The sequence below is a fragment of the Avibacterium avium genome (assembly GCF_900454535.1).
Classification (GTDB): domain Bacteria; phylum Pseudomonadota; class Gammaproteobacteria; order Enterobacterales; family Pasteurellaceae; genus Avibacterium; species Avibacterium avium.
Map to the genome: position 1 here is coordinate 1,439,584 of NZ_UGSP01000001.1, position 25,807 is coordinate 1,465,390.

The window sequence follows — 25,807 nt, forward strand, 5'->3', positions numbered from 1 at the left end:
CTTATTTCCTTTTGTATCCAGCCACGCGCGGGCGAGTGTAGTGATCAATCAGTGGCACACAAATATTTGCCAGTAACACAGCAAATGCCACGCCATCAGGGTAGTTGCCATTAAAGCGAATTAGGCACACAAGCAAGCCCACAATCGCACCGAAAATCAGTTTTCCTTTTGGCGTGATTGAAGATGTGACAGGGTCAGTGGCAATAAAAAATGCGCCGAACATTGTTGCCCCGCTAAACCAATGCCATAAAGGGCTTGGCGCATAAGAAGAAGTAAGCCAGTGAATACCGCTTACCAGTAACATTGTGGCTAAAAAGGCAGTAGGAATTTGCCAATGAATAATTTTCTTCCAAATTAGGAAAACACCGCCAAGTAAAAAGAAAAGATTGATTTGTGCCCAGCCTAAACCAAGATTGAGTTTACTCTCAAAAGGCATCACTTCCACAAAAATAGGAGATTGATTAATTTCGCTTATCGCCATATTAATTTTGCTTGCGGTTTTGACGGAATCCAATGGCGTGGCTTGGGTAATCCCATCAATGGAATTGGCTAATTGATGCAGGCTGAAGCCATCTGTAGTAATGCCGTGGAAAATCAGCTGATAAGCATCTTGCAAGCTAGGTGGTTCATTTAATAACGCCACGGGCGGCAGCCAAGCTGTCATTTGCACAGGGAAAGAAATGAGCAACACCACATAACCCACCATTGCAGGGTTAAACAGATTTTGCCCCAAGCCACCGTAAACGTGCTTGCCTAAAATGACCGCACAGAATGTCCCGATTAAAATCACCCAATAAGGTGCGTAAGGAGGGATTGCCATAGCGAGCATTAATGCCGTTAGCACCACGCTGAAATCACTGATATAAAACAGGTTTGGCTTTTTGCGTAAGCGCGTAACCATAAATTCCAATACCAACGCAAGGGAAATGGCGAGCAGGCTTTGAATTAACACACCAAAACCAAAATAATAAATTTGTGCGCCCAATGCAGGCAACATTGCCAACGCAACCCACAGCATAATACGAGCAGTCAATTTGCCCGAGTGGGTGTGTGGCGAACTCATCATTTTAAACATTGCTAAACCTTATTCTTTTTCTTGGGATCGATTTTCTTTTGCTTGTTTCTTCGCTTTTGCTCGTGCAATGGCTGAAGCAATAGCCGCTTTTTTCGGATCAAGAGCGGCGGTATTTTCTTGTGTTTTTTCAGCCGCACTTGGGGTTTCTGCTTGTTCGGCTAACCCTTGATTTTCCACGCTTTTCTCTGCTGAGTTTGCTGATTGAGCCGTGCTGTTCTGAGCTTGTTTCTTCGCTTTTGCTCGTGCAATGGCGGCAGCAATGGCGGCTTTTTTCGGATCAAGTGTGGTGGTATTTTCTTTTGTTTTTTCTTTTGTTTTTTCAACCGCACTTTGGGTTTCCACTTGTTCGGCTAAACCTTGATTTTCCACGCGTTTCTCTGCGGAATTTGCAGATTGAACCGTGCCGTTCTGAGCTTGCTTTTTGGCTTTCGCTCGGGCAAGTGCGGCTGCGATAGCAGCTTTCTTAGGATCGGAATTTGTATCAAGTGCGGTGCGATTTTTCCCAGTATTTTGCGCTGAATTTTCTTGTGATTGTGCAGACACTGCATTTTCTTGTTCAGCTTGTTGGCGAGCTAAGCGGCGTGCTTTGCGTTGCGCCATAATATCGGAATTATCCGGTTGCAGCTGGCCTTTTTCGTCCACAAAGGTTTTCACATTTGGGCTTTCGCTGTCGCTTTGTTTTTTCGCTTTTAAACGTTCTAATGCGGCTTGAACAGGATCAACACCTTTCTGTTTGGCTATTTCCTCACGGCGCGCTTCAGCGGCACGTTGGGTACGCGCTTTGCGAGCGCGTTCTTCTTTTTCTAAACGCGCTTGGCGTGCCTCGAAACGTAATTTCGCTTCGTGGGATTTTTGTGCTTGTTCTTTGATTTCCCAAATTTTCGCTTTTTCTTGACGGAAATATTGAATAAGCGGAATGTGGCTCGGGCAAACATAAGCGCATAAGCCACATTCAATGCAATCTTGCAGGGCATATTGTTCCGATTTTTGGTGATCTTCACTGCGTGCGAACCAATATAGCTGCTGCGGCATTAAATGCACAGGGCAAGCGTCTGAGCAAGCAGAGCAGCGGATACAGGCTTGCTCTGGCTCGGGTTCGGCATATTCAAAATGATCAGGCGCGAGCAAACAGTTAGTGACTTTGGTTACAGGCGCGTTGAGATTGGGCAAAATAAAGCCCATCATTGGCCCGCCCATAAACACTGGGAAACGTGGGTCATATTGATAGCCCACTTGTTGCAATAGGGCGGAAATCGGTGTACCTAAGCGAACCAAAAGATTGCCTTTATGCGGAATTTTATCGCCTGTTAGCGTAACCACGCGTTCAATTAATGGTTCGTCATTGATTACCGCTCTTTTGATCGCAAACGCCGTGCCGACATTGTGCATTAGCACGCCAATGCTGGAAGAGCGCTGACCGCTCGGCACTTCAATGCCTGTTAGCACTTGGATAAGCTGTTTTGCCGCACCCGAAGGATATTTGGTGGGAATCACACGGATTTCAATGTCATTTGCCCCTTTTAAAGCGTGTTTAAGGGCTTTCACCGCCTTGGGTTTGTTGTCCTCAATGGCAATAACCACTTTTTCAGGGCGTAAAATATAGCGTAAGATGCGTATTCCTTCGATGATCTCTTTTGGACGATCTTGCATTAAGCGATCATCACAGGTGATGTAAGGTTCACATTCTGCACCATTGATAATCAGCAGTTTCACTTTATTTTCTGCCGATTGAATTTTTGCCGCCGTTGGGAATACCGCACCGCCTAAGCCTGCAATGCCGGCGTGATAAATTTTTTCGATAAGCTGTTCTGGCGTTTGGCTCAGGAAATCTTCAATTGGGTGCTGTTTACGCCATTCATCTTTACCGTCCGCCTGAATTTGAATGGTTAGTTCAGGTAAACCAGAAGGGTGGGCGGCAATATAAGACGCAATCGCCGTGATAACACCCGAAGTTGGGGCGTGGACAGGCAAATTGCGTAAACCTTCTCCCTGCGTTAATGGCTGACCTTTTAGCACTTTATCCCCAACGTTCACTAACAGATTGCCAGCATTACCAGCGTGCTGTTTAACCGGAACATAGTAGGTTTCTACCAGATCCGCTGGGCGAATAGGTGTGTGATTTGATTGAGATTTCATTTCAGGCGGATGAATACCGCCAGAGAAATCCCATAATTTACCGGAATTAAAATTGGTTAATACATCAGCCATTATTTTTCCGCTCCCTGATTATTCGTGCTGCTTGCAGTAATCTCTACCACGGGAATGGTTAAGCTGGGATCGAATTTCCAATCCCAATGATCAATGTCTTGTTCTATTTTTATCATTGAAATGCAATCTGTCGGGCAAGGGGCAACGCAGAGTTCGCAGCCTGTGCAAAGATCAGAAATCACCGTGTGCATTGCTTTATTTGTACCAATAATGGCATCAACAGGGCAGGCCTGAATACATTTAGTGCAACCGATACACATATCTTCGTGGATAAATGCCACTTTTGGCGCATTATCTTCTTCATCAAAATCCGTTGCAGGCACGTCCACGCCTAATAAATCGGCAATTTTCACTACTAATGGCTGACCACCGGGAACGCATTTGGTAATCACATCGCCTTGCGCAATGGCTTCGGCATAAGGTTTACAACCGGGGTAACCGCATTGTCCGCATTGGCTTTGCGGTAGTAGGGCATCAATTTTTTCTACGATAGGATCGGCTTGTACTTTTAGTTTGATGGAAGCTAAGCCTAAAATCGCACCAAAAATCAAAGCAAGTACGCTAATAGCGAGAAGAACATAATATAAGGTTGTCATTTTACACTCTCACTATGCCAGCAAAACCCATAAAGGCAAGGGACATTAATCCTGCGGTGATTAAGGCGATAGACGCACCACGGAAAGGCATTGGCACATCGGCGGCAGCAAGGCGCTCACGCAGGGCGGCAAATAGCACTAAAACAAGGGAAAAACCAAGGGAAGCACCAAAACCGTAAACCACAGATTGGGTTAAATTATGGGCTAAATTAACATTTAATAACGCCACGCCTAACACTGCACAGTTGGTGGTAATCAGTGGCAAAAATACCCCAAGTAAACGATAAAGGGTTGGGCTGGTTTTATGAATCACCATTTCGGTAAATTGCACCACCACGGCGATCACTAAAATAAACACTAAGGTGCGTAAAAAATTGCCATTAAATGGCGTGAGCAAGTAGCGATCAATCAAATAGGAACAAAGGGAAGCAACGGTTAGCACAAACATTGTGGCAAGCCCCATTCCAATGGCGGTTTCGATTTTTTTCGATACCCCCATAAAAGGACAAAGCCCTAGGAATTTCACTAGGACAAAGTTATTGATAAGTGCGGTGCTAATAATTAATAAAATATAGTCAGTCATCAGTTTATTACCCTTGCTTTCATTACCTTGTTATGATTTTTATATGTTTGAAAGCCAAGTTGTCAGAAAAAATCTAGCTTGCTATTATCCTAGTTTCTGGCAGGGATAACAATAGAAAATTTTAGGTAGTTTTGTATCATCAGATGTTAATAATGCTCAGATAAAAACTAGAGCTATTCATATCAGAAAATTTTAAAAAATGTAAATTTAGACCGCACTTTTGTTTTGATAGGAATAATCTATGTGTTTGTTCCTAAATTATAACGATAAATTATCCAAAAACGCCGAAAAACTTTCCACTTGAAATTCAAATCCCGCTTCAATGAGGCGCTTGGGCTTAATGCGTTGGCTGTCTAATAATAATTGTGAGCGATCACCTAAAACCCAACGTAATACAAAGGCTGGCACATTGGCGAAATGAGGGAGTTTAAGGAAATTGCCTAACTGTTGGTTAAAATCTTGATTGGTGATGGGCTCTGGGGCTGCAAGATTGAACGTCCCTTCGCATTGTGGGTTTTCCAATAAAAATAAAATCCCTGCGATCATATCTTGCAAGCTAATCCAAGCCCAATATTGTTTACCACTGCCGAGTTTTCCACCTAATCCTAAACGATATAGCGGCAACATTTTACTTAATGCGCCGCCATTTGGACTCATCACCATTGCGGTGCGCAATAAGCAAACGCGGGTATTGGCTTGCATTGCCGCGGCTTCCCACTGTTGGCAAAGTTGTGCAGGAAATGCTGTACCAGCGGGCGTGCTTTCATCAATCCAATGATCTTGATGATCACCATAGAAACCTGTGGCTGATCCTGAGATAAAGGTGTGCGGTGGGTTCTCACTTTGATTAATAAGTGCGGTCAAATTTTGCGTTAAATTTACTCGGCTAGCAAAAAGTTTGGCTTTTTGCTTGGTTGTCCAGCGATGCGCGAAAATCGGTTCGCCAGCTAAATTAATCACTGCATCAAAGGCATTGAGATTTTGCAATGAGGCAAGATTATCAATTTGTTGTACTTCTTGTTGTATTTGGCTTATTTCGGTTGGAAAACGCTCAGGCTGAATGTGACGCGTTAAAAGGCAAATGCGATGTTGTTTGGCGAGAAGTTGTGGAACTAAGGCTGAACCAATCAGCCCTGTGCCACCAGTGAGTAGAATATTCATTATAGGCTAGTTTCAAATAATTCTTGCACACGTTGCATTAAGTCTAAAATCGCTGTGTCTGACGTTGGCGTGATAAAAATGGTGTCGTCCCCTGCGATTGTGCCGAGAATGCCATCTGCTTTGCCTACAGAATCTAATAAGCGCGCGATAAGTTGTGCTGCACCGGGGCTGGTTTTTACTACGATTAAAAAGTCATTGTGATCGATGTCTAGCACTAAATTTTTCAATGGGCTGCTAGAGGTAGGCACACTTAATTCTGCAGGTAAGCAATAGACCATTTCCATTCGGCTATTGCGAGTGCGAACCGCGCCAAATTTAGTCAGCATTCGGGAAACTTTAGATTGATTAATATTGCTAAAACCGAGCTGTTGCAAGGCATTTACAATTTCCCCTTGCGAACCAAAACGTTCTTGTTCTAGCAAGGTTTTAAACGCAGAGATTAAATTATCGTTTTTGTCTGTACTCATAATGTTTGGTTATGTTGCGAATATCTGCAACGATTTTGCATAAAAATTCAATTTTTAGCAAGTTTTAAAAGCCATAATAGAAAGGAAATGCAACAATTTTAAAATAAATTTTTTAAAAATTTGAATTAGATCTCACTATTGAATTTCTCTGTTTGAATTTGCTATGGGATAAGTCTAAAATCCAATTAACTTGATTTATAACCAAAAAGAGGAGTATTAAATGAAAGTTGCAGTTTTAGGTGCCGCAGGCGGAATTGGTCAAGCATTAGCATTATTGTTAAAGTTACAGCTACCCGCTGGTTCAGAATTATCTCTTTATGATATTGCCCCAGTTACCCCTGGTGTTGCGGTGGACGTTAGCCATATCCCAACCGCGGTTAAAGTGCGGGGATTTTCTGGTGAAGATCCAACACCTGCGTTACAAGGCGCGGATGTGGTGCTAATTTCAGCAGGTGTAGCGCGTAAACCTGGTATGGATCGTTCCGATTTATTTAATATTAATGCAGGTATTGTGCGTAATCTTGTTGAAAAAGTAGCACAAGTTTGCCCGAAAGCCTGTATTGGTATTATCACCAATCCTGTTAATACCACTGTTGCCATTGCCGCAGAAATGCTGAAAAAAGCGGGCGTGTATGACAAACGCAAACTATTTGGCGTAACAACATTAGATGTGATCCGTTCAGAAACCTTTGTTGCTGAATTAAAAGAGCTTGATGTTTCACGCACCGCTGTGCCAGTGATTGGTGGGCATTCAGGCGTAACTATTTTACCTTTACTCTCTCAAGTGCAATATGCACAATGGAAAGAGGAAGAAATCGCACCGCTTACCAAACGTATCCAAAACGCAGGTACGGAAGTAGTGGAAGCCAAAGCTGGCGGCGGTTCAGCAACCCTTTCTATGGCACAAGCCGCAGCACGTTTTGCACGCTCTTTAGTGAAAGGCTTGAGTGGTCAAACTGTGGTGGAATGTAGCTATGTAGAAGGTGATGGCAAATACGCACGTTTCTTCGCGCAGCCTGTTCGTTTAGGTAAAGATGGGGTAGAAGAAATTCTGCCAATTGGCGAATTAAGCGCTTTCGAACAAAAAGCCTTAGAAGATATGTTACCAACCTTGCGTGCAGATATTGAACTTGGCGAAAAATTTGTGAATGGCTAATTTTTGACTCTGAGAAAGACAATATAAATGAAATAAGGCGTTATTCAACGCCTTATTTTTTGTCTATTATGTGTTGTTTATTTTTTAGGAAGGGTGATTTTAGGTTCTTCACTTGGACGATAAAGCACTAAAATATGCCCAATAGTTTGCACCGCAGCGGCTTTGGTTTCGCGAACAATGGCATCAATGATCAATTGTTTGGTTTCGCGATCTGCGCCAGCAATTTTTACTTTGATCAGTTCGTGATGGTTGAGTGAGTGATCAATTTCTGCAATCACGCCTTCGGTTAAACCGTTTCCACCTAGCATCACCACTGGGCTTAAATGATGTGCTAGCCCTTTTAGATATTGTTTTTGTTTTGTTGATAGTTGCATTAAATTTATCCTAAAGTCAAAAGTGCGGTTAGTTTTCTGCGAGTTTTCTAACCTTGTTTAATCGGCGGATTTTACTCCTAAATCAAGTTTTAATAAAGCAAATTTACTGAATAAGATGTTTGAAGTGACAACAAAATGTGGTTGGACTTGAATTATTTCCTTGCGTTCTTATATAGATAGCATTCAAATATCAGTGTATTTCTAACGGTTTTTTTGGGATAATACGCCCCATTTTGGGGAATAAATCCCTTTTGACGCATAGTGCCTTAAAATATGCCTTGAAATATTTCAAGCCTATCCTTATATAGAAAATAATTGCATAACGAAAGAATTATGGGAAAGAAAAAACGTTCAGCAAGTTCAACCCGTTGGTTGAATGAGCATTTTAAAGATCCATTTGTGCAAAAAGCACATAAGCAAAAATTGCGTTCTCGAGCTTATTTTAAGCTTGATGAAATTCAGCAAATGGATCGTTTATTTAAACCAGGTATGACCGTGGTGGATCTCGGTGCAGCACCGGGTGGCTGGTCGCAATATGTGGTGAGCCAAATTGGTGGCAAAGGGCGTGTTATCGCCTGTGATATTTTAGAAATGGATCCTATTGTGGGGGTTGATTTCCTGCAAGGGGATTTCCGTGAGGAAAATGTATTGAATGCTTTGCTGGAACGCGTAGGCGAGGCAAAAGTGGATGTGGTAATGTCGGATATGGCGCCAAATTTTAGTGGTATGCCATCAGTGGACATTCCTCGTGCAATGTATTTAGTGGAACTGGCTTTGGATATGTGTAAACAAGTATTGGCGCACAAAGGCAGTTTCGTTGTGAAAGTTTTCCAAGGTGAGGGCTTTGATGAATATTTAAGAGAAATTCGTTCTCTGTTTAGTGTCGTTAAAGTGCGTAAACCTGAAGCATCTCGTGGGCGTTCTCGTGAGGTGTATATTGTGGCAACGGGTTACAAATATTAACTATAAATTCAATAACTTCTCATTTTGGAATGAATGTAGTAATCTTGTAACAAATTATTAACTTAGAAAAACGAGGTCAAACCTTGAAAGATATGGTCAAAAACTTAGTCCTATGGATTGTGATTGCAGTAGTTATGATGTCTGCATATCAGGGCTTTAGCGGTAGTTCGAATGGTAATCTTACCGATTACACCACTTTTATTACTGATGTGGGTAATGATCAAGTACGCCAAGTGCGATTTGAAGATAACGAATTACAAGTTACTAAATCTGATGGTTCAAAATATTCAACCGTGATGCCAATTTATGACGATAAATTATTGAATGATTTATTAAATAAAAAGGTAAAAGTGGAAGGAACGTTGCCAGAAAGACGTGGTATTTTATCGCAAATTCTCATTTCTTGGTTCCCAATGCTATTACTTATTGGCGTATGGTTCTTCTTTATGCGCCAGATGCAAGGCGGTGGCGGTAAGGCGATGAGCTTTGGTAAAAGCCGTGCCAAAATGCTTACCAAAGAGCAAATTAAAACCACCTTTGCTGATGTAGCAGGCTGTGATGAAGCGAAAGAAGAAGTGGGTGAAATCGTTGATTTCTTGCGTGATCCAAGCAAATTCCAAAAATTGGGCGGTAAAATTCCAAAAGGGATTTTAATGGTTGGACCACCGGGAACAGGTAAAACCTTATTGGCTAAAGCCATTGCAGGTGAAGCGAAAGTGCCATTTTTCACTATTTCGGGTTCTGACTTCGTAGAAATGTTTGTCGGCGTGGGGGCTTCTCGCGTGCGTGATATGTTTGAACAAGCGAAGAAAAACGCACCTTGCTTGATTTTTATTGATGAAATTGATGCAGTAGGTCGCCAACGTGGTGCAGGCCTTGGTGGTGGACACGATGAGCGTGAGCAAACCCTTAACCAAATGTTGGTGGAAATGGACGGTTTTGAGGGAAATGAAGGGGTGATTGTGATTGCCGCAACCAACCGTCCAGATGTGCTTGATCCTGCATTAACGCGTCCGGGGCGTTTTGACCGTCAAGTGGTAGTGGGCTTGCCAGATGTATTAGGGCGTGAGCAAATCTTAAAAGTACATATGCGTAAAGTGCCAGTTGCACCAGATGTGAATGCGATGACTCTTGCACGTGGTACACCAGGTTATTCAGGGGCAGATTTGGCTAACCTTGTGAATGAAGCCGCATTATTTGCAGCACGAATGAACAAGCCATTGGTTTCAATGCTCGAATTTGAAAAAGCCAAAGATAAAATCAATATGGGGCCTGAACGCCGCACAATGATTATGACGGATAAGCAAAAAGAATCTACCGCTTATCACGAAGCAGGACACGCCATTGTAGGTTATTTAGTGCCAGAACACGATCCAGTGCATAAAGTCACCATTATTCCGCGCGGGCGTGCTTTAGGGGTAACCTTCTTCTTACCAGAAGGGGATCAAGTCAGCATTAGCCAAAAACAATTAGAAAGTAAACTTTCCACCCTTTATGCGGGGCGTTTAGCGGAAGATTTGATTTACGGCGAAGAAAACATTTCTACTGGTGCATCAAATGACATTAAAGTCGCAACAAATATTGCGCGTAATATGGTTACCCAGTGGGGTTTCTCTGATAAATTAGGGCCAATTCTTTATTCTGAAGATGAAGGTGAAGTGTTCTTAGGGCGCTCAATGGCGAAAGCGAAACATATGTCCGATGAAACAGCACATCTTATTGATGAAGAAGTGCGTGCGATTGTAACGCGTAACTACGAGCGTGCAAGACAGCTATTAATTGACAATATGGATATTTTACACGCAATGAAAGATGCGTTAGTGAAATATGAAACCATTGAAGAAGAGCAAATTAAACAGCTGATGAACCGCGAGCCAGTAACGCCACCAGCAGGTTGGGACGACAATGGCAAAGCGAGTTCAGAAAAAACGGCTAAACCAAATACTTCTGCACAAAATCAAAGTGAGGCAGATCAAAGTGCGGTAGAAAATTCAGACAAATCTGAACACAACTAACCACTTAATAAATATTAAAGGACTGATTTTTATAAGAAATCAGTCCTTTCTTTTTTCTTCTTTAGGCTTTAACATAAAGTAAATTCAAATAACAAAATCCAGCTTATTTTTTATTTTAATTTACTGTATCAGTGAGATTGAGAATAACCGAATGAATTATGCAGATTGGCTTGCTTGTGCAGAAACACAGCTTGCCGGCAACAAAAAGACAGATCCTTTCATTAATCCCAAGGTGGATGCCAGCCTATTATTACAATTTGTAACAGGACGTTCTCGTTCGTCTATTTTGGCCTTTTCTGAAACCGTGCTTTCTACACAAGAATTATCGCAACTCAATGAATTGTTACAAAGACGTATAAAAAGTGAACCAATGGCTTATATTTTAGGCGAACAACCTTTTTGGTCGTTGAATTTAAAGGTTTCCACTGATACTTTAATTCCTAGAGCAGACACAGAATGTTTAGTTGAAAATGCCTTGCATTGTATTGAGCAGCGAATTGCTTCAAAGGCCTTTACAGGCCAGCTTGATATTCTTGATTTAGGCACAGGAACGGGAGCAATTGCCTTAGCTTTAGCACAAGAATTGCGATCTATATCTAAAAATTCGTTTTCTTTTTCAGTTATCGGTATAGATTTCCTTGAGAATGCGGTAAGCTTAGCAAGGAAAAATGCAAAGCATAACGCAATCGAAAATGTGACTTTTCTACAGAGCCACTGGTTTAGCAATTTAAAAGGGCAAACCTTTGATCTTGTGGTGAGCAATCCGCCTTATATTGACGAACGCGATCCCCATTTGCAATTAGGCGATGTAAGGTTTGAACCACAAAGTGCCTTAGTGGCAGAACAAGAAGGCTATGCGGATTTACAACATATCATTGTGAATGCGTTACATTATTTGAAGCCAGAAGGGTGGATATTACTCGAACACGGTTGGACGCAAGGCGAAAAAGTGCGGTCATTTTTTGACGTAAATTTTTGGCACAATGTCCAAACCTTGGCAGATTATAATCAAAATGAACGTGTTACCTTAGCACAGCTAAAATCATAAAAGGAAGTAAATAATGATTACTGAAATCACTAATAGAACCGCAATTTATTATGAAATGATCAATTTTTATCGTGTTATTAATGATCTGAAAACAGAAGATTTACAGTTCGTTTATAACACAATGTTTGAACTACTAACAGAAGCTGAAAGTGCGATAGCAGAAGGGCAAACGGATAAAGAAAAAGTACAAATATTCTTCGATCTTGTTTATAACAAATGGGGATTTCAGTGCGATTATAATGATAATATGGCGCTAGAAAATTATTGTTTACCAGATATTTTGAATAACCGCCGAGGCGTGGCCGTCTCTGTAGGGGGCATCATTTTATTTTTGGCTGAGAAGTTAGCTTTACCTATTTATGCTACAAAAATGGTGCATCACTTTATTCTCCAAGATGAATCAGGCGATGAAATTGTGTTTATTGATCCTTGGAATGGTAGAGTGGTTAGCGATCAGTATGTTGAAAAGCTTTATAAAGAAGTGTATGGCGATGATATTGAATTTGATGTTCAGCAATTAGGCCGAGCAGATGCAGAAGATTTAGAAGATCGTTATGCTCAACTAGCGAAAAACGCCTTATTTAATAAAGAAGCGCTAGAACAGTCATTAAAATACATTGAAAACTTACTCGCCCGAACACCAGATTCTATTTTTGAAAGACGTGATCGTGGAGTCGTATTAGTCCAGCTAGGCCTCTTTGACGATGCCTTAGAAGATCTTGAATGTTTCGTTGAAAATATGCCAAACGATCCATTCTCTGAATTAATGCGCTCACAACTTCCACAACTACGCGCAGAAATTGAGAAAAAACAAAAGAAATCAATTCATTAAAATATAAGGAACAAGGATTAACAATGCAACAAATTCCAATGACGGTACGCGGTGCAGCGCAATTAAGAGAAGAGTTAGAGTTTTTAAAGAATGTTCGCCGTCCAGAAATTATTAAAGCCATTGCGGAAGCGCGTGAACACGGTGATTTGAAAGAAAATGCGGAATATCACGCGGCGCGTGAGCAGCAAGGTTTTTGCGAAGGGCGTATTCAAGAAATTGAAGGGAAATTAGCCAACAGCCAAATCATAGATGTAACTAAAATGCCAAATAACGGCAAAGTGATCTTCGGTGCAACCGTGGTATTGGTGAATGTGAATACGGACGAAGAAGTAACCTACCAAATCGTGGGCGATGATGAAGCGGATATTAAACAAGGCTTAATTTCGGTAAATTCACCCATTGCTCGTGGCTTAATCGGTAAAGAAGTGGACGATAGCGTAACCATCGCCACCCCAGGGGGAACGGTTGAGTTTGATATTATTGAAGTAGAATACAAATAATTAAAAAGCCCCTTTTAAATGATCTGCACCCCAAAAGTTGGACTAAACAACCAACTGATTAAGGTGCAGATTTTTTATGACTAAATATACTCAACATTTCAAACAACAAGTGCTCGACTTTTATCATCAAAATGGAAAAAACCGTTCGCTTACTCGCCAGTATTTTCAGCTTCCTCAAAGAACGTTAGCACGTTGGATTGCGAAATTTAATCATAATGGAATCAATGGATTAGCTGTGTTAGGTAAAAAACGATATTATTCTGTTGAGTTTAAATTAAAGGTTATTCAAGCTATCAAAAAAGGCCAGTGCTCCGCTGAGGCCGCCTGCTTTCGCTTTGATATCCCCAGTTCAGGGATAATTAGTCAATGGTTGCAACGCTTTGAAAAACAAGGTATAGATGGGTTATTACTCAAACCTAAAGGTCGTCCAAGTATGAAACTCAACTCACCTAAAATGCCACCAACGCCCAAAACAGAAGAAGAACGCTTGCGTTACCGAATTTTGGAATTAGAAGCGGAGAATGCAATGCTAAAAAAGTTGCAGGAACTCAACCAACAAAAAATGCAGAAAAAGCCGTCATCGTAAATGCCTTACGCTCGCGTTTCCCGTTGGAATTGTTACTCAGGCTAATCGGATTGGCACGCAGTTCGTTCTTTTATCATCTCAAGCCAAAGTCGGATAAAAATGTAGCGATTTCACAGAAAATAGAGGAAATTTATCGCAAAAATGACGAAAATTATGGTTATCGTCGAATTACCTTGGAATTAAGGAAATACTTGATTATCAACCACAAAAGGGTGCTAGCGATAATGCAACGTTTGGGGTTAAAAGGAAAAAGTAAGCAGAAAAAATATCGTTCTTACCAAGGCAAAGTGGGACACATTGCCGATAATCTGTTGCAACGGGATTTTACGGCAACGATGCCGAATGAGAAGTGGGTAACGGATATCACCGAGTTCAAATGTGCGGAAGGCAAAGTGTATTTATCGCCGATTAAAGACTTGTTTAATAACGAAATTATTGCTTATGATGTGGCGAGAAGTCCGAGTTTTGAGCAGATAACCAGAATGTTGACCCAGGCGGTGAACCGATTAGCGGGGGAAAAACCGATACTGCATTCCGACCAAGGGTGGCAGTATCAAATGATGGGTTATCGGGAGATATTGAAAAAACACGGTATTACGCAAAGTATGTCGAGAAAAGGCAATTGCCTTGATAATGGTGCGATGGAAAGCTTTTTCGGGCGATTGAAGACGGAATGTTACTTTGGCAAGCGGTTTGAAACCTTTGAACAGCTTGAAAAAGTGATTCACGAGTACATTCATTACTACAATAATGAGCGTATTCAAGTGAAGCTCAAAGGACTAAGCCCTGTGGAATACAGAACTCAGTCCTTGAATTAAATTAGAATATAGTCTAACTTTTTGGGGGCAGATCAAAAAGGGGCTTTTTATTGTTTATTGTGCCATATTTTCTACGGTTTTAAGGAAACCTTGTGCGGTGGCAAAGGCATCACTTTTGCCTTGTGCGCGCATAATCATATCGGACATTTCACGAAATGCGCCTTGTCCGCCGTGGCGTTGTAGCACATAGTCGGCACAATCTTGTACATAATCCATCGCATCGCCTACGGCAAAGGATAATCCGCACACCGCAAAAGCGGGTAGATCCACGCTATCATCACCGATAAATGCGGTTTCTTCAGGGCTTACGCCAGCTTGTTTCATTAATTCAAAACAGGCGCTTTCTTTTTCTAATTTGCCTAAAAAGAACAGCTTAATCCCAAGATCGGCAATGCGTTTGCGTAAAATAGGGGAATCTCGACCTGAAAGCACGGCAACTTGCACGCCATTTTCCATTAACATACGAATGCCCAATCCATCACGAACGTGGAAACTTTTGAACGCTTCGCCGTTGGCATCATAGTGGAGTAAACCGTCTGTGAGTACACCGTCCACATCGGTGATCACAAGTTTGATATTTTGTAATTGTTCGTTTGAAATCATAGTATTAGCTCGAAAATTCAATTAAACCCACCACATTTTTAGCGTCATCTAACACGATTAATGAATGAATTTTGTTTTCTTTCATAAAGTTTTCCGCTTCCGCTAAATAGCAATTTGCGTTGATGGTTTTAGGTTGAGAAGTCATTAATTCTTGCGCAGTTTTGCTGAGCGCGTCAGCACCATTGCGAGTGAGTGTTCGGCGAATATCACCGTCGGTGATAATGCCTTTTAATTCATTGTCTTGCATAACAATCGCCACGCCCATACGCCCTTCATTCATAATGGTTAAGCAATCGGTAAATGAGGTAGTGAGCTGCGCGATTGGCAATTTGGTTTGCATTTGATCTTTCACGCGGGATAACAAGCGTTTGCCTAAACTTCCACCTGGGTGATATTTTGCAAAATCTTCAGGTTGGAAATTTCTTGCGGTGATGAGTGCAACGGCAAGGGCATCGCTCAATGCAAGGGTAACTAGAGCAGAGGTGGTGGGCGCAAGGTTATTCGGGCAAACTTCCCGTTCTACTGTAATATCCAGCACATAGTCGGCGTGTTTTGCAAGGGTAGATTGCTTATTACTGGTTAATGCAATGATTTTATTGCCAAAATTCTTTAAGCTCGGGATCAGTTTATTCACATCATCGGTTTCGCCGCTGTAGGAAATCAACATCACAATATCAATGGGCTTGAGCATTCCCAAATCGCCGTGAAAGGCTTCTGTCGGGTGCAGGAAAAAACTTGGCGTGCCTGTGGAAGCAAAGGTCGCCACCATCTTCTTACCGATCAGACCTGATTTACCAATTCCGCCCACTACTAAGCGCCCTTCGCAATTTAGAATTAATCCCACCACTTGGTTGAATTGCTCATCTAAACGCTGGCTTAGTTGTAGTAAGGCTTTTTGTTCCACCGCAAGGGTGTCTTGTGCGATTTTGAGATAATCCATTGTTGCCCCTTTTATATTCAGCAAAAGTGCGGTTATTTTAGCGTAAGTTTTTTGCGAACTCTAGCAGTCATTTATCTGAGTTTTCTTGCATTTGTTTGATATTCCGCTATACTCTCGCCCTGAGTTAGCCAAACAATCGCTGGTTTATTGAAGCCCTAAACCGTTTGTATAAACGACCTAGTGGGACAAATAGACGAGAGGAAAGTCCGGGCTACATAGGGCAGAGTGCCAGATAACGTCTGGGAGGCGAAAGCCTACGACAAGTGCAGCAGAGAGCAGACCGCCGATGGCTCGTTTGAGATCAGGTAAGGGTGAAAGGGTGCGGTAAGAGCGCACCGTGTGAGTGGTAACATTTCACAGCAGGGTAAACTCCACTCGTAGCAAGACCAAATAGGAACTCAATGGGTGGCCCGCTCAGAGTTCGGGTAGGTTGCTTGAGCGTTTGTGCGAACAAACGCCTAGATGAATGATTGTTCAACGACAGAACCCGGCTTATCGACTAACTCAACGAATAAAACAGCCTCCATTTTTGGAGGCTTTATTTTTATCACAAAGGTTATCGCAAAAGTGCGGTCTATTTTTTCAATAAATCTTTTAACCCTTCTTTCATTGCTGACATTTGATGCTCATAAGCAGCTTTGCTTTCACGCTCATCAATCATATAGGTGATGGTTTCAGACAGAGTCATTTTCATTTTCTTAGCATATCTTGATAAGCGCAACCAAACAGAATATTCCAAATCAATGGATTTTTTCTTGGTGGTTTGTTTTTCTGCATTGAAAAAACGCTTACGCCGCGCACGAATCGCTTGGTCTAATTTCACCACTAAATTAGGCGAAAGATGGTTTTTCACCCACTCTTCCGTTTCCGCCGCATTATTTTGCGCGGCAATTAAACGGCGTACCATTTCTTGTTGCAAACTGCGCTCTTCATAACGCGTAATTTGCTCCCCTTCACGGGCTTTTTTGGTTAAATAGAGCCATTTCCAGTGTGCTTCTTGATTTTCTAGCTTTTGGTATTTCATCGTATTTCCTCAAACTCCGTTACGGGGTAACTCTGCATAAGTTTACGCTGTTCCGATTTTTTTCGCTAGTAAATTTTGTTCATTTGTATCAATAAATTAGTTTAATTAAATAATGGCTCAATATTAAACTCTGTCCGTTGCTCGGCTTGCCATAAATCATAATTTGCTTGCATAGTTAGCCAAAATTCAGGCGTAGTTTTTAATAATTTGCCAAGTTTTAATGCCATTTCTGGTGAAACAGCCGCTTTTCCATTGATAATGCGAGAAAGTGCAACACGAGTAACATTTAATTTTTGAGCCACCTCAGTAATACTAAAACCTTCAATGTATTCTTTTAAAACTTCGCCTGGGTGAGCAGGATTGTGCATTCTCATCATAAACTCCTTAGTGATAATCTTGGTAATCAACAATTTCGGCGTGTCCATTTTCAAATTTAAAGGTTAAGCGCCAATTTCCATTTACTTTTATAGACCAATGCTCCGCAAGATTGCCTTGTAGTTGATGCAAGTTCCAACTCGGGACATTCATATCGAAAGGATTTTTTGCAGCATCTAGTGCGGTGAGTTGCAGCCTGAGTTTATTCGCGTGTTTAGCTTGAATACCAGCGGTTTTCCCTGTTTTGAAAAATAATTCAAGCCCTTTATGTTTGAACGATAAAATCATCTATTTACCTCATTTGTATAGCGTGACTATACAGAATTTGCTTTTAATTGTAAAGTTATACTATACAGAATATTTTACCAATCCTACTTAAAAGAACAAATATAGGCAACTTTAGCAGATTATGCGATAATCCACCTTTTCAACCATTACCCAAAGAGAGCCACACATTTTGCCTGCGTTATTTAATCAAGTTTTATCTTGGCAGAATTTGCGTCCTGAGTTAGCAGGACAAGCAGATTTTTCGCAATCTATTGATTTTTTTGACCTACAATTGCGCGCCCGCGCGAGCGTTTCGCAATTTTTGCAAAATTCTGACCGCACTTTATTGGTATTAAAAGCCGATCAGCAAGGGGAATATGCAGCGCTGCTGGAAAAATTTATCAGCCAGTTCCAACCACAGCCTTTGCCCTTGAAAGGTGTGCATTATCATATTGAGCAAGGTTCTGAGCAAACATTGCCTAAAATCACTCTACAGAATGCGACCAGCGTGGAAGATAATTTTGCCGCAAAAAAACAAGTGGCGAGTGCGATCTATTATGATCAGCAACGATTATTCGGTAATGTCCGCTCAAACGGGCAACAGATTGAGCTGCAAAGTGGCTTGGTGCATCAGTTAAACGGTGGCGTGCTAATTTTAAGTATTGAGCCTTTATTAACGCAGGTGGGCTTGTGGGAACGCTTAAAACAGCTTTTGAGTGAACAGCATTTCCATTGGCAATCGTTACATCCTTATAAACCACTGCCTTGCGATATTCCCAGTTACGATCTGGCATTAAAAGTCATTTTATTGGGCGATCGCACGCAACTGGCACTATTAGAAGAATTAGACGAAAGCCTTTATCAGCTTGCCGATTACGGTGAAATTGAAAGCTATTTTTCCCTTGATAACGAGCAAGCACAGCAACAATGGCAAGATTATGTGCAATCTTATGCGAAACAGCTTGGTATTCAGTTCACGGCTGACGGAATGAATCGACTCTATCAGCTTTTGGTGCGAGAAAGCGAAGATCGCCATTGCATTAATATTTCGCCGTTAAAGCTAAAAGAGATATTGAGTAACACGTGCACGTTGGCACAATGCAATGAATTAAGTGCGGTGCAATTTGAACAATATTTTCAAGCCAAACAGCAACAGCAGGGCTTTTTGCAACAGCAAACCTATGCGGATATTCTGCACGAACAAATTTATGTGGCAACCGAAGGCGAAGCGGTAGGGCAAATTAATGGGCTTTCTGTGATTGAATACCCAGGCAGCCCAGTTTCTTTTGGTGAACCATCGCGGATTAGCTGTATTGTTCAGCTTGGCGAAGGGGAAGTGATTGATGTCGAGCGCAAAAATGAGCTAGCAGGTAATATTCATAGCAAAGGCACAATGATTGCTGAAGTGTGTTTAGCGAATATTTTAGATTTGCCCACTCAGCTGCCGTTTTCCGCATCTATTGTTTTTGAGCAGTCTTATAGTGAAATTGACGGCGACAGCGCTTCGCTTGCGTGTTTCTGCGTGCTGGCCAGTGCCTTGGCATTGCAGCCGCTGCCGCAATCCATTGCTATTACTGGGGCAATCGACCAATTTGGATTGGTGCATTCCGTGGGCGGTGTAAATCAAAAAATTGAAGGCTTCTTTGCCATTTGTGAAAAACGGGGTTTAACGGGCAAGCAAGGGGTGATTGTGCCTTCTGCAGTATTAAATCAGCTGAGTTTATCGGAAGCTGTGATAAGTGCGGTAAAAAATCAGCAATTTTCCATTTGGGCGGTGGAAGATGTGTTCCAAGCCTGTGAAATTCTGTTTAAACGCCATTTGTTAGTTGAGGAAGATAGCACTTACAATGAACAAAATCAGCCATTGAGCGAGCTGATCAGCCAACGTTTAAACGCCCATTCAGAACAACAAAAAAGCGGTTTTTGGCATTGGTTATTGGGGCGAAAAAGTTAAATTTTTGCACCGCACTTTTTGTCAGACTTTGATCATCTTAAAAGTGCGGTGAGATTTTTCTATATTTTATTTAGGCTAGCAGCGATGTTCACCTTTTTTATTTCTCAAAATTAAATAATTTACTCACTGATCGGACAAGTTGAGCGAACAAGTGTTAGCTATATCTATTTTCTTCTAATCCTGATATTATACGGAATAAATTGATACGTTGCGTATTTTTATACATAGAAGGAAACAAAAATGATGGACAGTTGTACACCAAATAAAAAAAGTAGCTACAGCTATGAGGATTTATTGGCATCAGGACGTGGTGAATTATTTGGCGAACAAGGCCCACAGCTCCCCGCACCAACAATGTTGATGATGGATCGCATTGTGGAAATGAATGAAACAGGTGGCGATTTTGAGAAAGGTTATATTGAAGCTGAATTAGATATTCGTCCAGATCTCCCTTTCTTTGGTTGCCATTTTATTGGCGATCCTGTTATGCCGGGTTGTTTAGGGCTAGATGCGATGTGGCAACTTGTCGGTTTCTATCTGGGCTGGATCGGTGGCAAAGGGAAGGGCAGAGCCTTAGGCGTTGGCGAAGTGAAATTCACTGGGCAAATTTTGCCAACAGCGAAAAAAGTGATTTACCGCATTAATATGAAACGTGTGGTAAACCGCAAATTGGTAATGGGCTTAGCAGACGGTGAAGTTGAAGTGGACGGGCGCGTAATTTATACCGCCAACGATCTTAAAGTCGGCTTATTCCAAGATACTTCAGCGTTTTAATGATGATATTATTGTAAGATTAATTGGAACCAATTCCCTTATTGGCTCAGGCGTTACCCTTTTGCGCTTGAGCCTTTTTATTGATTCAAATAAGACAAGACGAAGTATGAGTTAGTCTTTCTCATCAATAATATCGGCAAAGATCCCATTAATACAACGGGCAAGATCTTGTGGTGCGAGTTCAACACTCAAGCCACGCTTTCCACCTGAAACGTAAATTTGCGTAAAGTCTAACGCGGATTGCGCAATCACCGTTTTCAACTGTTTCTTTTGGCCTAAAGGACTAATTCCCCCCACTAAATAACCTGAACTTTTCTGTGCCGCATCTTTATCCGCCATTTCCACTTTCTTCACGCCAATGGCTTTTGCCGCTTTTTTCAAATTGAGCTTATTTGCTGTCGGCAATACAAAACAAGCGAGCTTTTTCTGATCGCCATTTTCCGCCACAAGCAAGGTTTTGAATGATTGCTCAGGCGGAATGCCTAATTTTTCCGCTGCCTCATCGCCAAAATGGGTATTATTGGGATCGTGATCGTAATGATGAAGCACAAAAGGGATTTTTTGCTTTTTTAGTAAATCAATCGCGGGTGTCATTTTCTTTTCCTGTCAGAATTCGGTAAAATACAACGCTTATTTTACGCTGATTATGACAATCAAGGGAGAAAAAATGTTAAAGATCGCCATTGCCGCAGAATTTGAATTAGCCGAAAAGCTGGCTGAGTGTTTAGAACAAAGCCAGCTAGAAATAGATCAGCTATCCGTAGTGGAAATTTTTCCATTTAACGAAGAACAAGGCATTCGTTTTAATAATAAAGCGGTGGAGCAAATTGTGCCAGATGAAGTAGATTGGGCAACTTTCAATTATGTGTTTTTCGCAGGTGAAGTGTCCGCTGCTAGCCATTTAGCGAAAGCCGCAGAAGCAGGCAGCGTGGTGATTGACCTATTCGGGCTTTGTGCTAGCTTGCCTGATGTACCACTGGTGATCCCAACGGTTAATGACGCACAATTAGTAGAGTTGCGACAACGTAACATTGTTTCTTTACCTAATCCGCAAGTAACTCAAAGTATTCTGCCATTGAGCGAAATTTTGCAAAATTACCCATTAAAACAAGTGGTTGTCAGCTCGCTTCTGCCAGCTTCTTATATGGGCGATGAAAAAGTGGCGCAACTTGCAGGGCAAACTGCACAACTATTAAATGGTATCCCTTTAGATGAAAATGTTCAGCGCCTAGCCTTTGATGTTTTCCCTGTAAAAAGTGCGAATTTGAGCGCGCAAGTGCAGAAAATTTTCCCACAGCTTGATAATGTAGTGTTCCACCAAATTCAAGTTCCTGTATTTTACGGCCTTGCTCAGCAAGTCAGCGCCTTTTTTGATTATGATGTGGCCAGTGAAGCCGTAGCAGAAATGTGGCAACAAAACAGCTTGATTGAATACCACCCAGAAAGCCAAATTACCCCTGTAATTAATGGCGAAAATGAAAACGGTGAAAGTGAAGTTAAACTGCACATCAGCAACCTTAATCAGCGAGAAAGTGCGGTGGAAAATGGCATCGAATTTTGGTCAGTAGCAGACGAACAACGCTTTAACCTCGCCTTAATGGCAGTAAAATTAGCCGAATTGGTGTATCAATCGGGTTATTGATTTTCTGTTAAATATTTGTAGCGTTTTTATTTGTTAGATTGGCATTGTTTTCTGATAGAATAGCTCAATTTGAAATTTGGAGAGTAGTGAATGAACAAGATTTCCCCAGAGGCGGAGAAAGTCCGTCAGGCATTGGTGAGTAAAGGGATTGAAACCCCAATGGTGGATACGCAACTAACAAAATCACAGCGCCGTGAAGGCATTGAGCAGCATATGCGTGAGGTGATGAAGTTGATCGGTCTGGATTTGCGAGATGACAGCCTTGAGGAAACGCCAGTTCGTTTGGCGAAAATGTTCGTTGATGAAATTTTTAGTGGGCTAGATTATGCCAACTTCCCGAAAATCACTAATATTGAAAATCGAATGAAAGTGAGCGAAATGGTGTTAGTGAATGATGTGACTTTAACCAGCACTTGCGAACATCATTTTGTGACTATCGATGGAATGGTTTCCGTGGCTTATTATCCGAAAAAATGGGTGATCGGGTTATCCAAAATCAATCGTGTGGTAGCATTTTTTGCCCAACGTCCGCAGGTACAAGAGCGTTTAACTGAACAGATTTTATTGGCTTTCCAAACGATTTTAGAAACAGAGGATGTGGCTGTTTATGTAAAAGCCACCCATTTTTGTGTGAAATGCCGCGGAATTAAGGACACAAATAGTTACACGGTAACCTCTGCATTTGGTGGGGTGTTCCTTGATGATCGTGAAACTAGGAAAGAATTTTTAACACTTATAAATAAATAATCTAATCAATAGGTTATATGAAAAAAAATAGGGCTGAATCTAGCCCTGTTTTTTTGATTTACTTATCCAGCTCTTCAATCAAATCATCAATCGCTTTGCACAATAAAGTGCGATCGTGGCGATAGCTGATGTCGTCAGCCCTCAGGCGTCTGGCGATGATTTTTAACTGCGGATCGCTATTTTCTGGCATTAAGCCGTTTTGTACGATCGCGCCATCAATAATTTTTTGCCCGACGGTTTCGTTAATCCAATTTATCCGATCTTGTAAAGAAAGTACTGCGGACGGGCTATGTTCAACCCCAAGATTATCAATGAAAATCTTCTTCGCTTGGCTGCTTTTTAATGCTTCGATAATTTCAGGAAGTAAAATCGGTGGCATTATGCTGGTGAGAAAACTGCCCGGGCCAAATAAAATCACTTCAGCTTGTTGAATAGCGCAAATGGCTTCAGGCGTGGCGCTGACAAGGGGAACAAGGAAAATAGAGTTAGGCAGTTCGCTCAGCTCATCAATTTCCACTTCACCTACCACGCTAGAACCAGAAGGCAAGGAAGCTGCAAGATGCACCGCACTTTCTGACATCGGTACAATAAAAGATTTTACGCGCAATAAATCACGGATCAAGTTCACCCCTTCGGTGGGGCGAATTTGCATATTTTCTAAGGCTTTTAGCATTAAATTGCCAAGATTATGCCCTGCGAGTTCTCCACTATTGGCGGAAAAACGGTATTCAAACAGTGCAGAAGCGGTGCTAGGTTCAGTGATAATTTGGTTAAGACAATTGCGTAAATCGCCCCACGCAATGCCGCCTTGTTGTTTCCGAATTCTGCCTGTGGAACTACCGTTGTCAGTGGTGGTAACAATGCCCGTTAAGCGTTCTTTCATAAAACTGAGCGCAGACATCACGCGGCCAAGTCCGTGTCCGCCGCCAATAGCTACAATGTGATTTATCTTATCTAAATTTTCGTGCCGACTGTGCGGTGTTAAATCACTCATTGTTTTTCCTTTAAAATGTGAGCGTTATAAGAGAATTAGGGTTAAGTATAAACAAATTTGTTTAAAAGTGCGGTAGAAATTTTGTGAATTTTCGTTATATAGCATTTTATACAATTGATTTATAAGTAAAATATGGCATTTTTTTGATATAGATCCCATTCTAGGTATGGCTAAATTGTTGTTAAGCCCTTAGAATAGGGAAAATTTTCGCATAACTCCGAGCTTGTTCGCCTACGTTTTGCTGATTGCAAAATAGGGTGGCAATGCCAGCAATGCATTTTGTATTGCTCAGGGATACGTTGGAAACGGCTTATCCTCTCCATTTTAGAAAGGTGTCTAATGCAAAGCATTCCTATACAAATTCCTGTAAAACAGGTGGGGGAAACGCGTCTTATTGATGGGTTTGCCCGCCAATATTATTATTTGCGACTGTCCATTACGGATATGTGCAATTTCCGTTGTAACTATTGTTTACCCAATGGTTATCAGCCAGAAGCCAATAAACCGAGCTTTCTTACCCAAAGTGAAATAGTCCGCCTAGTGCGTGCTTTTGCCCATCTTGGTACGGAAAAAATTCGTATCACGGGTGGCGAGCCAACCTTGCGCAAGGATTTTCTTTCTATTGTCGAAAATATTCAGCAAATTGAAGGCATCAAACAAATTGCCTTGACCACCAATGGTTATCGTATGGCGAAAGACATTGCCGCGTGGAAACAAGCGGGGATTACGTCTGTTAATGTGAGCGTGGATAGCCTTGATGCGAAGATGTTCCAGCGTATTACGGGGGTGGATAAATTTGCTGAAATTATGCAGGGTATTGATCGTGCCTTTGAAGTGGGGTATCAGAAAGTTAAAGTTAATGCGGTGCTGATGAAAAATCTCAATGATCAGGAATTTGCAGGCTTTTTAGATTGGATAAAAGCTCGTCCAATTCAAATGCGTTTTATCGAGCTAATGCAGACAGGCGAAATGGATCAGTTTTTCCAACGTTATCATCTATCAGGGCAAATTTTAGCAGAAAAATTACTCGCTTCAGGCTGGCAATTGCAACAGCGCGGTTATTTAGACGGCCCAGCTAAAGTGTTTAAACACCCAAATTATCAAGGGGAAATTGGCTTAATTATGCCTTATGAAAAAAATTTCTGCGCCAGTTGTAATCGTCTGCGAGTTTCAGCCAAGGGCAAACTTCATCTTTGTTTGTTTGGTGAAGAAGGTATCGAACTGCGCGATTTGTTACAAGCGGATAATCAGCAATCTCTTTTAGAATCGCGTATTTTCTCTGCGTTACAGGGTAAGCGAGAACATCACTTTTTACATAATGGTGATAGTGGCGTGCGTAATCATCTTGCCAGCATTGGCGGTTAATCAAGGAATTATAATGACCACATTTACTCATATTAATAATAATGGCGAAGCCAATATGGTGGACGTTTCGGGTAAACAAGAAACTGTGCGTGAAGCAAGAGCAGAAGCACTGGTTACAATGTCACAATCTACCTTGCAAATGATTTTATCAGGGCAACACCACAAAGGTGATGTGTTTGCCACAGCGCGTATTGCGGGCATTCAGGCGGCAAAACGCACTTGGGATTTAATTCCCTTATGCCACCCATTATTGCTTTCAAAAGTGGAAGTATCCTTAACAGCCCTGCCTGAAAGCAATCAAGTACGGATTGAAAGCCTATGCAAATTAACAGGCAAAACAGGCGTGGAAATGGAAGCGCTTACTGCTGCAAGCGTGGCTGCCTTAACGATTTATGATATGTGCAAGGCGGTACAAAAAGATATTGTGATTGAGCATATTCGTCTTTTAGAAAAGTGCGGTGGAAAATCTGGCCATTTTTTAGCAGGAAAACAGAATGATTAAAGTATTATTTTTTGCTCAAACGCGAGAGCTGATTGGGATTGATGAAATTGAAATCTCAGGCCAATTTGCCAACGCAGAAGCGCTACGCCAACATTTGAGCGCCAAAGGGGATAAGTGGGCGTTGGCGTTAGATAAAGAAAAGCTTTTGGTTGCTATTAATCAAACCTTGGCTAGTCTTGAAAGTGCGGTGCAAAATGGCGATGAAATTGCCTTTTTCCCACCTGTTACAGGGGGCTAA

Annotated in this window: 28 protein-coding genes, 1 other RNA gene and 1 riboswitch; of the genes, 15 read left to right on the top strand and 14 right to left on the bottom strand. The window is 41.6% G+C overall.

Going from position 1 to position 25,807, the window contains the following annotated elements:
- Position 1: 1 nt before the first annotated feature.
- From rsxD to argR, 6 genes are all read right to left on the bottom strand, one after another.
- The gene (rsxD, locus tag DYC50_RS07095) at positions 2-1,075 is read right to left on the bottom strand and encodes an electron transport complex subunit RsxD (RefSeq protein WP_115249587.1); all 1,074 of its coding nucleotides are present in this window, start codon (positions 1,073-1,075) and stop codon (positions 2-4) included.
- A gap of 9 nt (positions 1,076-1,084) precedes the next feature.
- Positions 1,085-3,283, bottom strand: a complete 2,199-nt coding sequence (rsxC, locus tag DYC50_RS07100) for an electron transport complex subunit RsxC (protein WP_115249588.1) — start codon at positions 3,281-3,283, stop codon at positions 1,085-1,087.
- Positions 3,283-3,879 carry an electron transport complex subunit RsxB gene (gene rsxB / locus DYC50_RS07105; RefSeq protein WP_115249589.1) on the bottom strand — a complete coding sequence of 199 codons (597 nt, stop codon included), beginning with the start codon at positions 3,877-3,879 and terminating at the stop codon, positions 3,283-3,285. Before rsxB ends, rsxC begins: the two co-directional genes overlap by 1 nt.
- Before the next feature lies 1 nt (position 3,880).
- Positions 3,881-4,462, bottom strand: coding sequence for an electron transport complex subunit RsxA (rsxA, locus tag DYC50_RS07110; protein WP_103852531.1), 582 nt, complete (start codon positions 4,460-4,462; stop codon positions 3,881-3,883).
- 258 nt (positions 4,463-4,720) lie between these two features.
- Complete coding sequence (locus tag DYC50_RS07115; protein WP_115249590.1) at positions 4,721-5,623, bottom strand: TIGR01777 family oxidoreductase; 903 nt, start codon at positions 5,621-5,623, stop codon at positions 4,721-4,723.
- The gene (argR, locus tag DYC50_RS07120) at positions 5,623-6,090 is read right to left on the bottom strand and encodes a transcriptional regulator ArgR (protein ID WP_115249591.1); all 468 of its coding nucleotides are present in this window, start codon (positions 6,088-6,090) and stop codon (positions 5,623-5,625) included. Before argR ends, DYC50_RS07115 begins: the two co-directional genes overlap by 1 nt.
- A 220-nt stretch (positions 6,091-6,310) precedes the next feature.
- Here argR and mdh point away from each other — a divergent pair, with 220 nt between their 5' ends.
- On the top strand, positions 6,311-7,246 hold the full coding sequence (mdh, locus tag DYC50_RS07125; protein ID WP_115249592.1) for a malate dehydrogenase: 936 nt from the start codon (positions 6,311-6,313) through the stop codon (positions 7,244-7,246).
- A 77-nt stretch (positions 7,247-7,323) separates the two neighbouring features.
- On the opposite strand, the gene yhbY is transcribed toward mdh, so the two are convergent.
- The gene (gene yhbY, locus DYC50_RS07130; protein ID WP_115249593.1) at positions 7,324-7,620 is read right to left on the bottom strand and encodes a ribosome assembly RNA-binding protein YhbY; all 297 of its coding nucleotides are present in this window, start codon (positions 7,618-7,620) and stop codon (positions 7,324-7,326) included.
- A gap of 333 nt (positions 7,621-7,953) precedes the next feature.
- Between yhbY and rlmE the strand changes: the two genes are divergently transcribed.
- From rlmE to DYC50_RS07160, 6 genes are all read left to right on the top strand, one after another.
- On the top strand, positions 7,954-8,583 hold the full coding sequence (gene rlmE, locus DYC50_RS07135; protein ID WP_115249594.1) for a 23S rRNA (uridine(2552)-2'-O)-methyltransferase RlmE: 630 nt from the start codon (positions 7,954-7,956) through the stop codon (positions 8,581-8,583).
- A gap of 92 nt (positions 8,584-8,675) precedes the next feature.
- The gene (ftsH, locus tag DYC50_RS07140; protein ID WP_115250179.1) at positions 8,676-10,598 is read left to right on the top strand and encodes an ATP-dependent zinc metalloprotease FtsH; all 1,923 of its coding nucleotides are present in this window, start codon (positions 8,676-8,678) and stop codon (positions 10,596-10,598) included.
- 151 nt (positions 10,599-10,749) lie between these two features.
- A complete protein-coding gene (gene prmC / locus DYC50_RS07145) occupies positions 10,750-11,646 on the top strand; it encodes a peptide chain release factor N(5)-glutamine methyltransferase (protein WP_115249595.1) in 897 nt (298 codons plus the stop codon).
- Positions 11,647-11,659: 13 nt separating this feature from the next.
- Positions 11,660-12,478, top strand: a complete 819-nt coding sequence (locus DYC50_RS07150) for a SirB1 family protein (protein WP_115249596.1) — start codon at positions 11,660-11,662, stop codon at positions 12,476-12,478.
- A 23-nt stretch (positions 12,479-12,501) separates the two neighbouring features.
- Positions 12,502-12,978 (top strand): transcription elongation factor GreA, encoded by a 477-nt coding sequence (gene greA / locus DYC50_RS07155; RefSeq protein ID WP_103852936.1) that lies wholly within the window; start codon positions 12,502-12,504, stop codon positions 12,976-12,978.
- A gap of 76 nt (positions 12,979-13,054) precedes the next feature.
- Positions 13,055-14,382 (top strand): IS3 family transposase gene (locus tag DYC50_RS07160; RefSeq protein ID WP_115248766.1). Its coding sequence is split into 2 segments (ribosomal slippage): positions 13,055-13,505 and positions 13,505-14,382, totalling 1,329 coding nucleotides; the frame shifts between segments, so codons are not numbered across the junction.
- 54 nt (positions 14,383-14,436) lie between these two features.
- On the opposite strand, the gene DYC50_RS07165 is transcribed toward DYC50_RS07160, so the two are convergent.
- Together DYC50_RS07165 and DYC50_RS07170 are read right to left on the bottom strand one after the other, a co-directional pair.
- On the bottom strand, positions 14,437-14,985 hold the full coding sequence (locus DYC50_RS07165) for a KdsC family phosphatase (protein ID WP_115249597.1): 549 nt from the start codon (positions 14,983-14,985) through the stop codon (positions 14,437-14,439).
- A gap of 4 nt (positions 14,986-14,989) precedes the next feature.
- Entirely contained in the window at positions 14,990-15,925 is a 936-nt protein-coding gene (locus tag DYC50_RS07170) for a KpsF/GutQ family sugar isomerase (protein WP_115249598.1), read from the bottom strand.
- A 120-nt stretch (positions 15,926-16,045) separates the two neighbouring features.
- Here DYC50_RS07170 and rnpB point away from each other — a divergent pair.
- An RNA gene (rnpB, locus tag DYC50_RS07175) (RNase P RNA component class A) lies at positions 16,046-16,436 on the top strand.
- Between the two features lie 63 nt (positions 16,437-16,499).
- Here rnpB and matP read toward each other — a convergent pair.
- The 3 genes from matP to DYC50_RS07190 form a co-directional block, all read right to left on the bottom strand.
- Entirely contained in the window at positions 16,500-16,949 is a 450-nt protein-coding gene (matP, locus tag DYC50_RS07180; protein WP_115249599.1) for a macrodomain Ter protein MatP, read from the bottom strand.
- A 101-nt stretch (positions 16,950-17,050) separates the two neighbouring features.
- On the bottom strand, positions 17,051-17,317 hold the full coding sequence (locus tag DYC50_RS07185; protein ID WP_115250180.1) for a HigA family addiction module antitoxin: 267 nt from the start codon (positions 17,315-17,317) through the stop codon (positions 17,051-17,053).
- A gap of 16 nt (positions 17,318-17,333) precedes the next feature.
- Entirely contained in the window at positions 17,334-17,612 is a 279-nt protein-coding gene (locus DYC50_RS07190; protein WP_115249600.1) for a type II toxin-antitoxin system RelE/ParE family toxin, read from the bottom strand.
- Positions 17,613-17,778: 166 nt separating this feature from the next.
- Here DYC50_RS07190 and DYC50_RS07195 point away from each other — a divergent pair, with 166 nt between their 5' ends.
- On the top strand, positions 17,779-19,545 hold the full coding sequence (locus tag DYC50_RS07195) for an AAA family ATPase (RefSeq protein WP_115249601.1): 1,767 nt from the start codon (positions 17,779-17,781) through the stop codon (positions 19,543-19,545).
- Positions 19,546-19,785: 240 nt separating this feature from the next.
- Positions 19,786-20,319, top strand: a complete 534-nt coding sequence (gene fabA, locus DYC50_RS07200; RefSeq protein WP_103852821.1) for a bifunctional 3-hydroxydecanoyl-ACP dehydratase/trans-2-decenoyl-ACP isomerase — start codon at positions 19,786-19,788, stop codon at positions 20,317-20,319.
- Between the two features lie 111 nt (positions 20,320-20,430).
- On the opposite strand, the gene ybaK is transcribed toward fabA, so the two are convergent.
- Entirely contained in the window at positions 20,431-20,913 is a 483-nt protein-coding gene (gene ybaK / locus DYC50_RS07205; protein ID WP_115249602.1) for a Cys-tRNA(Pro) deacylase, read from the bottom strand.
- A 73-nt stretch (positions 20,914-20,986) separates the two neighbouring features.
- On the opposite strand from ybaK, the gene DYC50_RS07210 reads away from it, so the two are divergent.
- Together DYC50_RS07210 and folE are read left to right on the top strand one after the other, a co-directional pair.
- The gene (locus DYC50_RS07210; protein ID WP_115249603.1) at positions 20,987-21,961 is read left to right on the top strand and encodes an oxidoreductase; all 975 of its coding nucleotides are present in this window, start codon (positions 20,987-20,989) and stop codon (positions 21,959-21,961) included.
- A gap of 90 nt (positions 21,962-22,051) precedes the next feature.
- Positions 22,052-22,708 carry a GTP cyclohydrolase I FolE gene (folE, locus tag DYC50_RS07215; protein WP_115249604.1) on the top strand — a complete coding sequence of 219 codons (657 nt, stop codon included), beginning with the start codon at positions 22,052-22,054 and terminating at the stop codon, positions 22,706-22,708.
- Between the two features lie 58 nt (positions 22,709-22,766).
- Here folE and DYC50_RS07220 read toward each other — a convergent pair whose 3' ends face one another.
- On the bottom strand, positions 22,767-23,702 hold the full coding sequence (locus tag DYC50_RS07220; RefSeq protein ID WP_115249605.1) for a gluconeogenesis factor YvcK family protein: 936 nt from the start codon (positions 23,700-23,702) through the stop codon (positions 22,767-22,769).
- Between the two features lie 203 nt (positions 23,703-23,905).
- Positions 23,906-24,053: riboswitch (molybdenum cofactor riboswitch) on the top strand.
- Here DYC50_RS07220 and moaA point away from each other — a divergent pair.
- The 3 genes from moaA (at position 24,042) to moaD (ending at position 25,807) form a co-directional block, all read left to right on the top strand.
- Positions 24,042-25,067, top strand: a complete 1,026-nt coding sequence (moaA, locus tag DYC50_RS07225) for a GTP 3',8-cyclase MoaA (RefSeq protein WP_115249606.1) — start codon at positions 24,042-24,044, stop codon at positions 25,065-25,067. It overlaps the preceding riboswitch by 12 nt.
- A gap of 13 nt (positions 25,068-25,080) precedes the next feature.
- Positions 25,081-25,569 carry a cyclic pyranopterin monophosphate synthase MoaC gene (gene moaC / locus DYC50_RS07230; RefSeq protein ID WP_103852489.1) on the top strand — a complete coding sequence of 163 codons (489 nt, stop codon included), beginning with the start codon at positions 25,081-25,083 and terminating at the stop codon, positions 25,567-25,569.
- Positions 25,562-25,807 carry a molybdopterin synthase sulfur carrier subunit gene (moaD, locus tag DYC50_RS07235; protein WP_115249607.1) on the top strand — a complete coding sequence of 82 codons (246 nt, stop codon included), beginning with the start codon at positions 25,562-25,564 and terminating at the stop codon, positions 25,805-25,807. Before moaC ends, moaD begins: the two co-directional genes overlap by 8 nt.

Excerpts from the sequence above, each read along its gene's own strand:
- moaC (WP_103852489.1), top strand. The coding sequence starts at position 25,081 with ATGACCACATTTACTCATATTAATAATAATGGCGAAGCCAATATGGTG.
- greA (WP_103852936.1), top strand. The coding sequence starts at position 12,502 with ATGCAACAAATTCCAATGACGGTACGCGGTGCAGCGCAATTAAGAGAA.
- rsxB (WP_115249589.1), bottom strand. The coding sequence starts at position 3,879 with ATGACAACCTTATATTATGTTCTTCTCGCTATTAGCGTACTTGCTTTG.
- DYC50_RS07185 (WP_115250180.1), bottom strand. The coding sequence starts at position 17,317 with ATGCACAATCCTGCTCACCCAGGCGAAGTTTTAAAAGAATACATTGAA.
- ybaK (WP_115249602.1), bottom strand. The coding sequence starts at position 20,913 with ATGACACCCGCGATTGATTTACTAAAAAAGCAAAAAATCCCTTTTGTG.
- fabA (WP_103852821.1), top strand. The coding sequence starts at position 19,786 with ATGATGGACAGTTGTACACCAAATAAAAAAAGTAGCTACAGCTATGAG.
- DYC50_RS07115 (WP_115249590.1), bottom strand. The coding sequence starts at position 5,623 with ATGAATATTCTACTCACTGGTGGCACAGGGCTGATTGGTTCAGCCTTA.
- mdh (WP_115249592.1), top strand. The coding sequence starts at position 6,311 with ATGAAAGTTGCAGTTTTAGGTGCCGCAGGCGGAATTGGTCAAGCATTA.
- rsxC (WP_115249588.1), bottom strand. The coding sequence starts at position 3,283 with ATGGCTGATGTATTAACCAATTTTAATTCCGGTAAATTATGGGATTTC.
- DYC50_RS07170 (WP_115249598.1), bottom strand. The coding sequence starts at position 15,925 with ATGGATTATCTCAAAATCGCACAAGACACCCTTGCGGTGGAACAAAAA.
- rlmE (WP_115249594.1), top strand. The coding sequence starts at position 7,954 with ATGGGAAAGAAAAAACGTTCAGCAAGTTCAACCCGTTGGTTGAATGAG.
- argR (WP_115249591.1), bottom strand. The coding sequence starts at position 6,090 with ATGAGTACAGACAAAAACGATAATTTAATCTCTGCGTTTAAAACCTTG.
- ftsH (WP_115250179.1), top strand. The coding sequence starts at position 8,676 with ATGGTCAAAAACTTAGTCCTATGGATTGTGATTGCAGTAGTTATGATG.
- folE (WP_115249604.1), top strand. The coding sequence starts at position 22,052 with ATGAACAAGATTTCCCCAGAGGCGGAGAAAGTCCGTCAGGCATTGGTG.
- yhbY (WP_115249593.1), bottom strand. The coding sequence starts at position 7,620 with ATGCAACTATCAACAAAACAAAAACAATATCTAAAAGGGCTAGCACAT.
- moaA (WP_115249606.1), top strand. The coding sequence starts at position 24,042 with ATGCAAAGCATTCCTATACAAATTCCTGTAAAACAGGTGGGGGAAACG.
- matP (WP_115249599.1), bottom strand. The coding sequence starts at position 16,949 with ATGAAATACCAAAAGCTAGAAAATCAAGAAGCACACTGGAAATGGCTC.
- DYC50_RS07165 (WP_115249597.1), bottom strand. The coding sequence starts at position 14,985 with ATGATTTCAAACGAACAATTACAAAATATCAAACTTGTGATCACCGAT.
- rsxD (WP_115249587.1), bottom strand. The coding sequence starts at position 1,075 with ATGTTTAAAATGATGAGTTCGCCACACACCCACTCGGGCAAATTGACT.
- DYC50_RS07210 (WP_115249603.1), top strand. The coding sequence starts at position 20,987 with ATGTTAAAGATCGCCATTGCCGCAGAATTTGAATTAGCCGAAAAGCTG.
- prmC (WP_115249595.1), top strand. The coding sequence starts at position 10,750 with ATGAATTATGCAGATTGGCTTGCTTGTGCAGAAACACAGCTTGCCGGC.
- rsxA (WP_103852531.1), bottom strand. The coding sequence starts at position 4,462 with ATGACTGACTATATTTTATTAATTATTAGCACCGCACTTATCAATAAC.
- DYC50_RS07220 (WP_115249605.1), bottom strand. The coding sequence starts at position 23,702 with ATGAGTGATTTAACACCGCACAGTCGGCACGAAAATTTAGATAAGATA.
- moaD (WP_115249607.1), top strand. The coding sequence starts at position 25,562 with ATGATTAAAGTATTATTTTTTGCTCAAACGCGAGAGCTGATTGGGATT.
- DYC50_RS07190 (WP_115249600.1), bottom strand. The coding sequence starts at position 17,612 with ATGATTTTATCGTTCAAACATAAAGGGCTTGAATTATTTTTCAAAACA.
- DYC50_RS07150 (WP_115249596.1), top strand. The coding sequence starts at position 11,660 with ATGATTACTGAAATCACTAATAGAACCGCAATTTATTATGAAATGATC.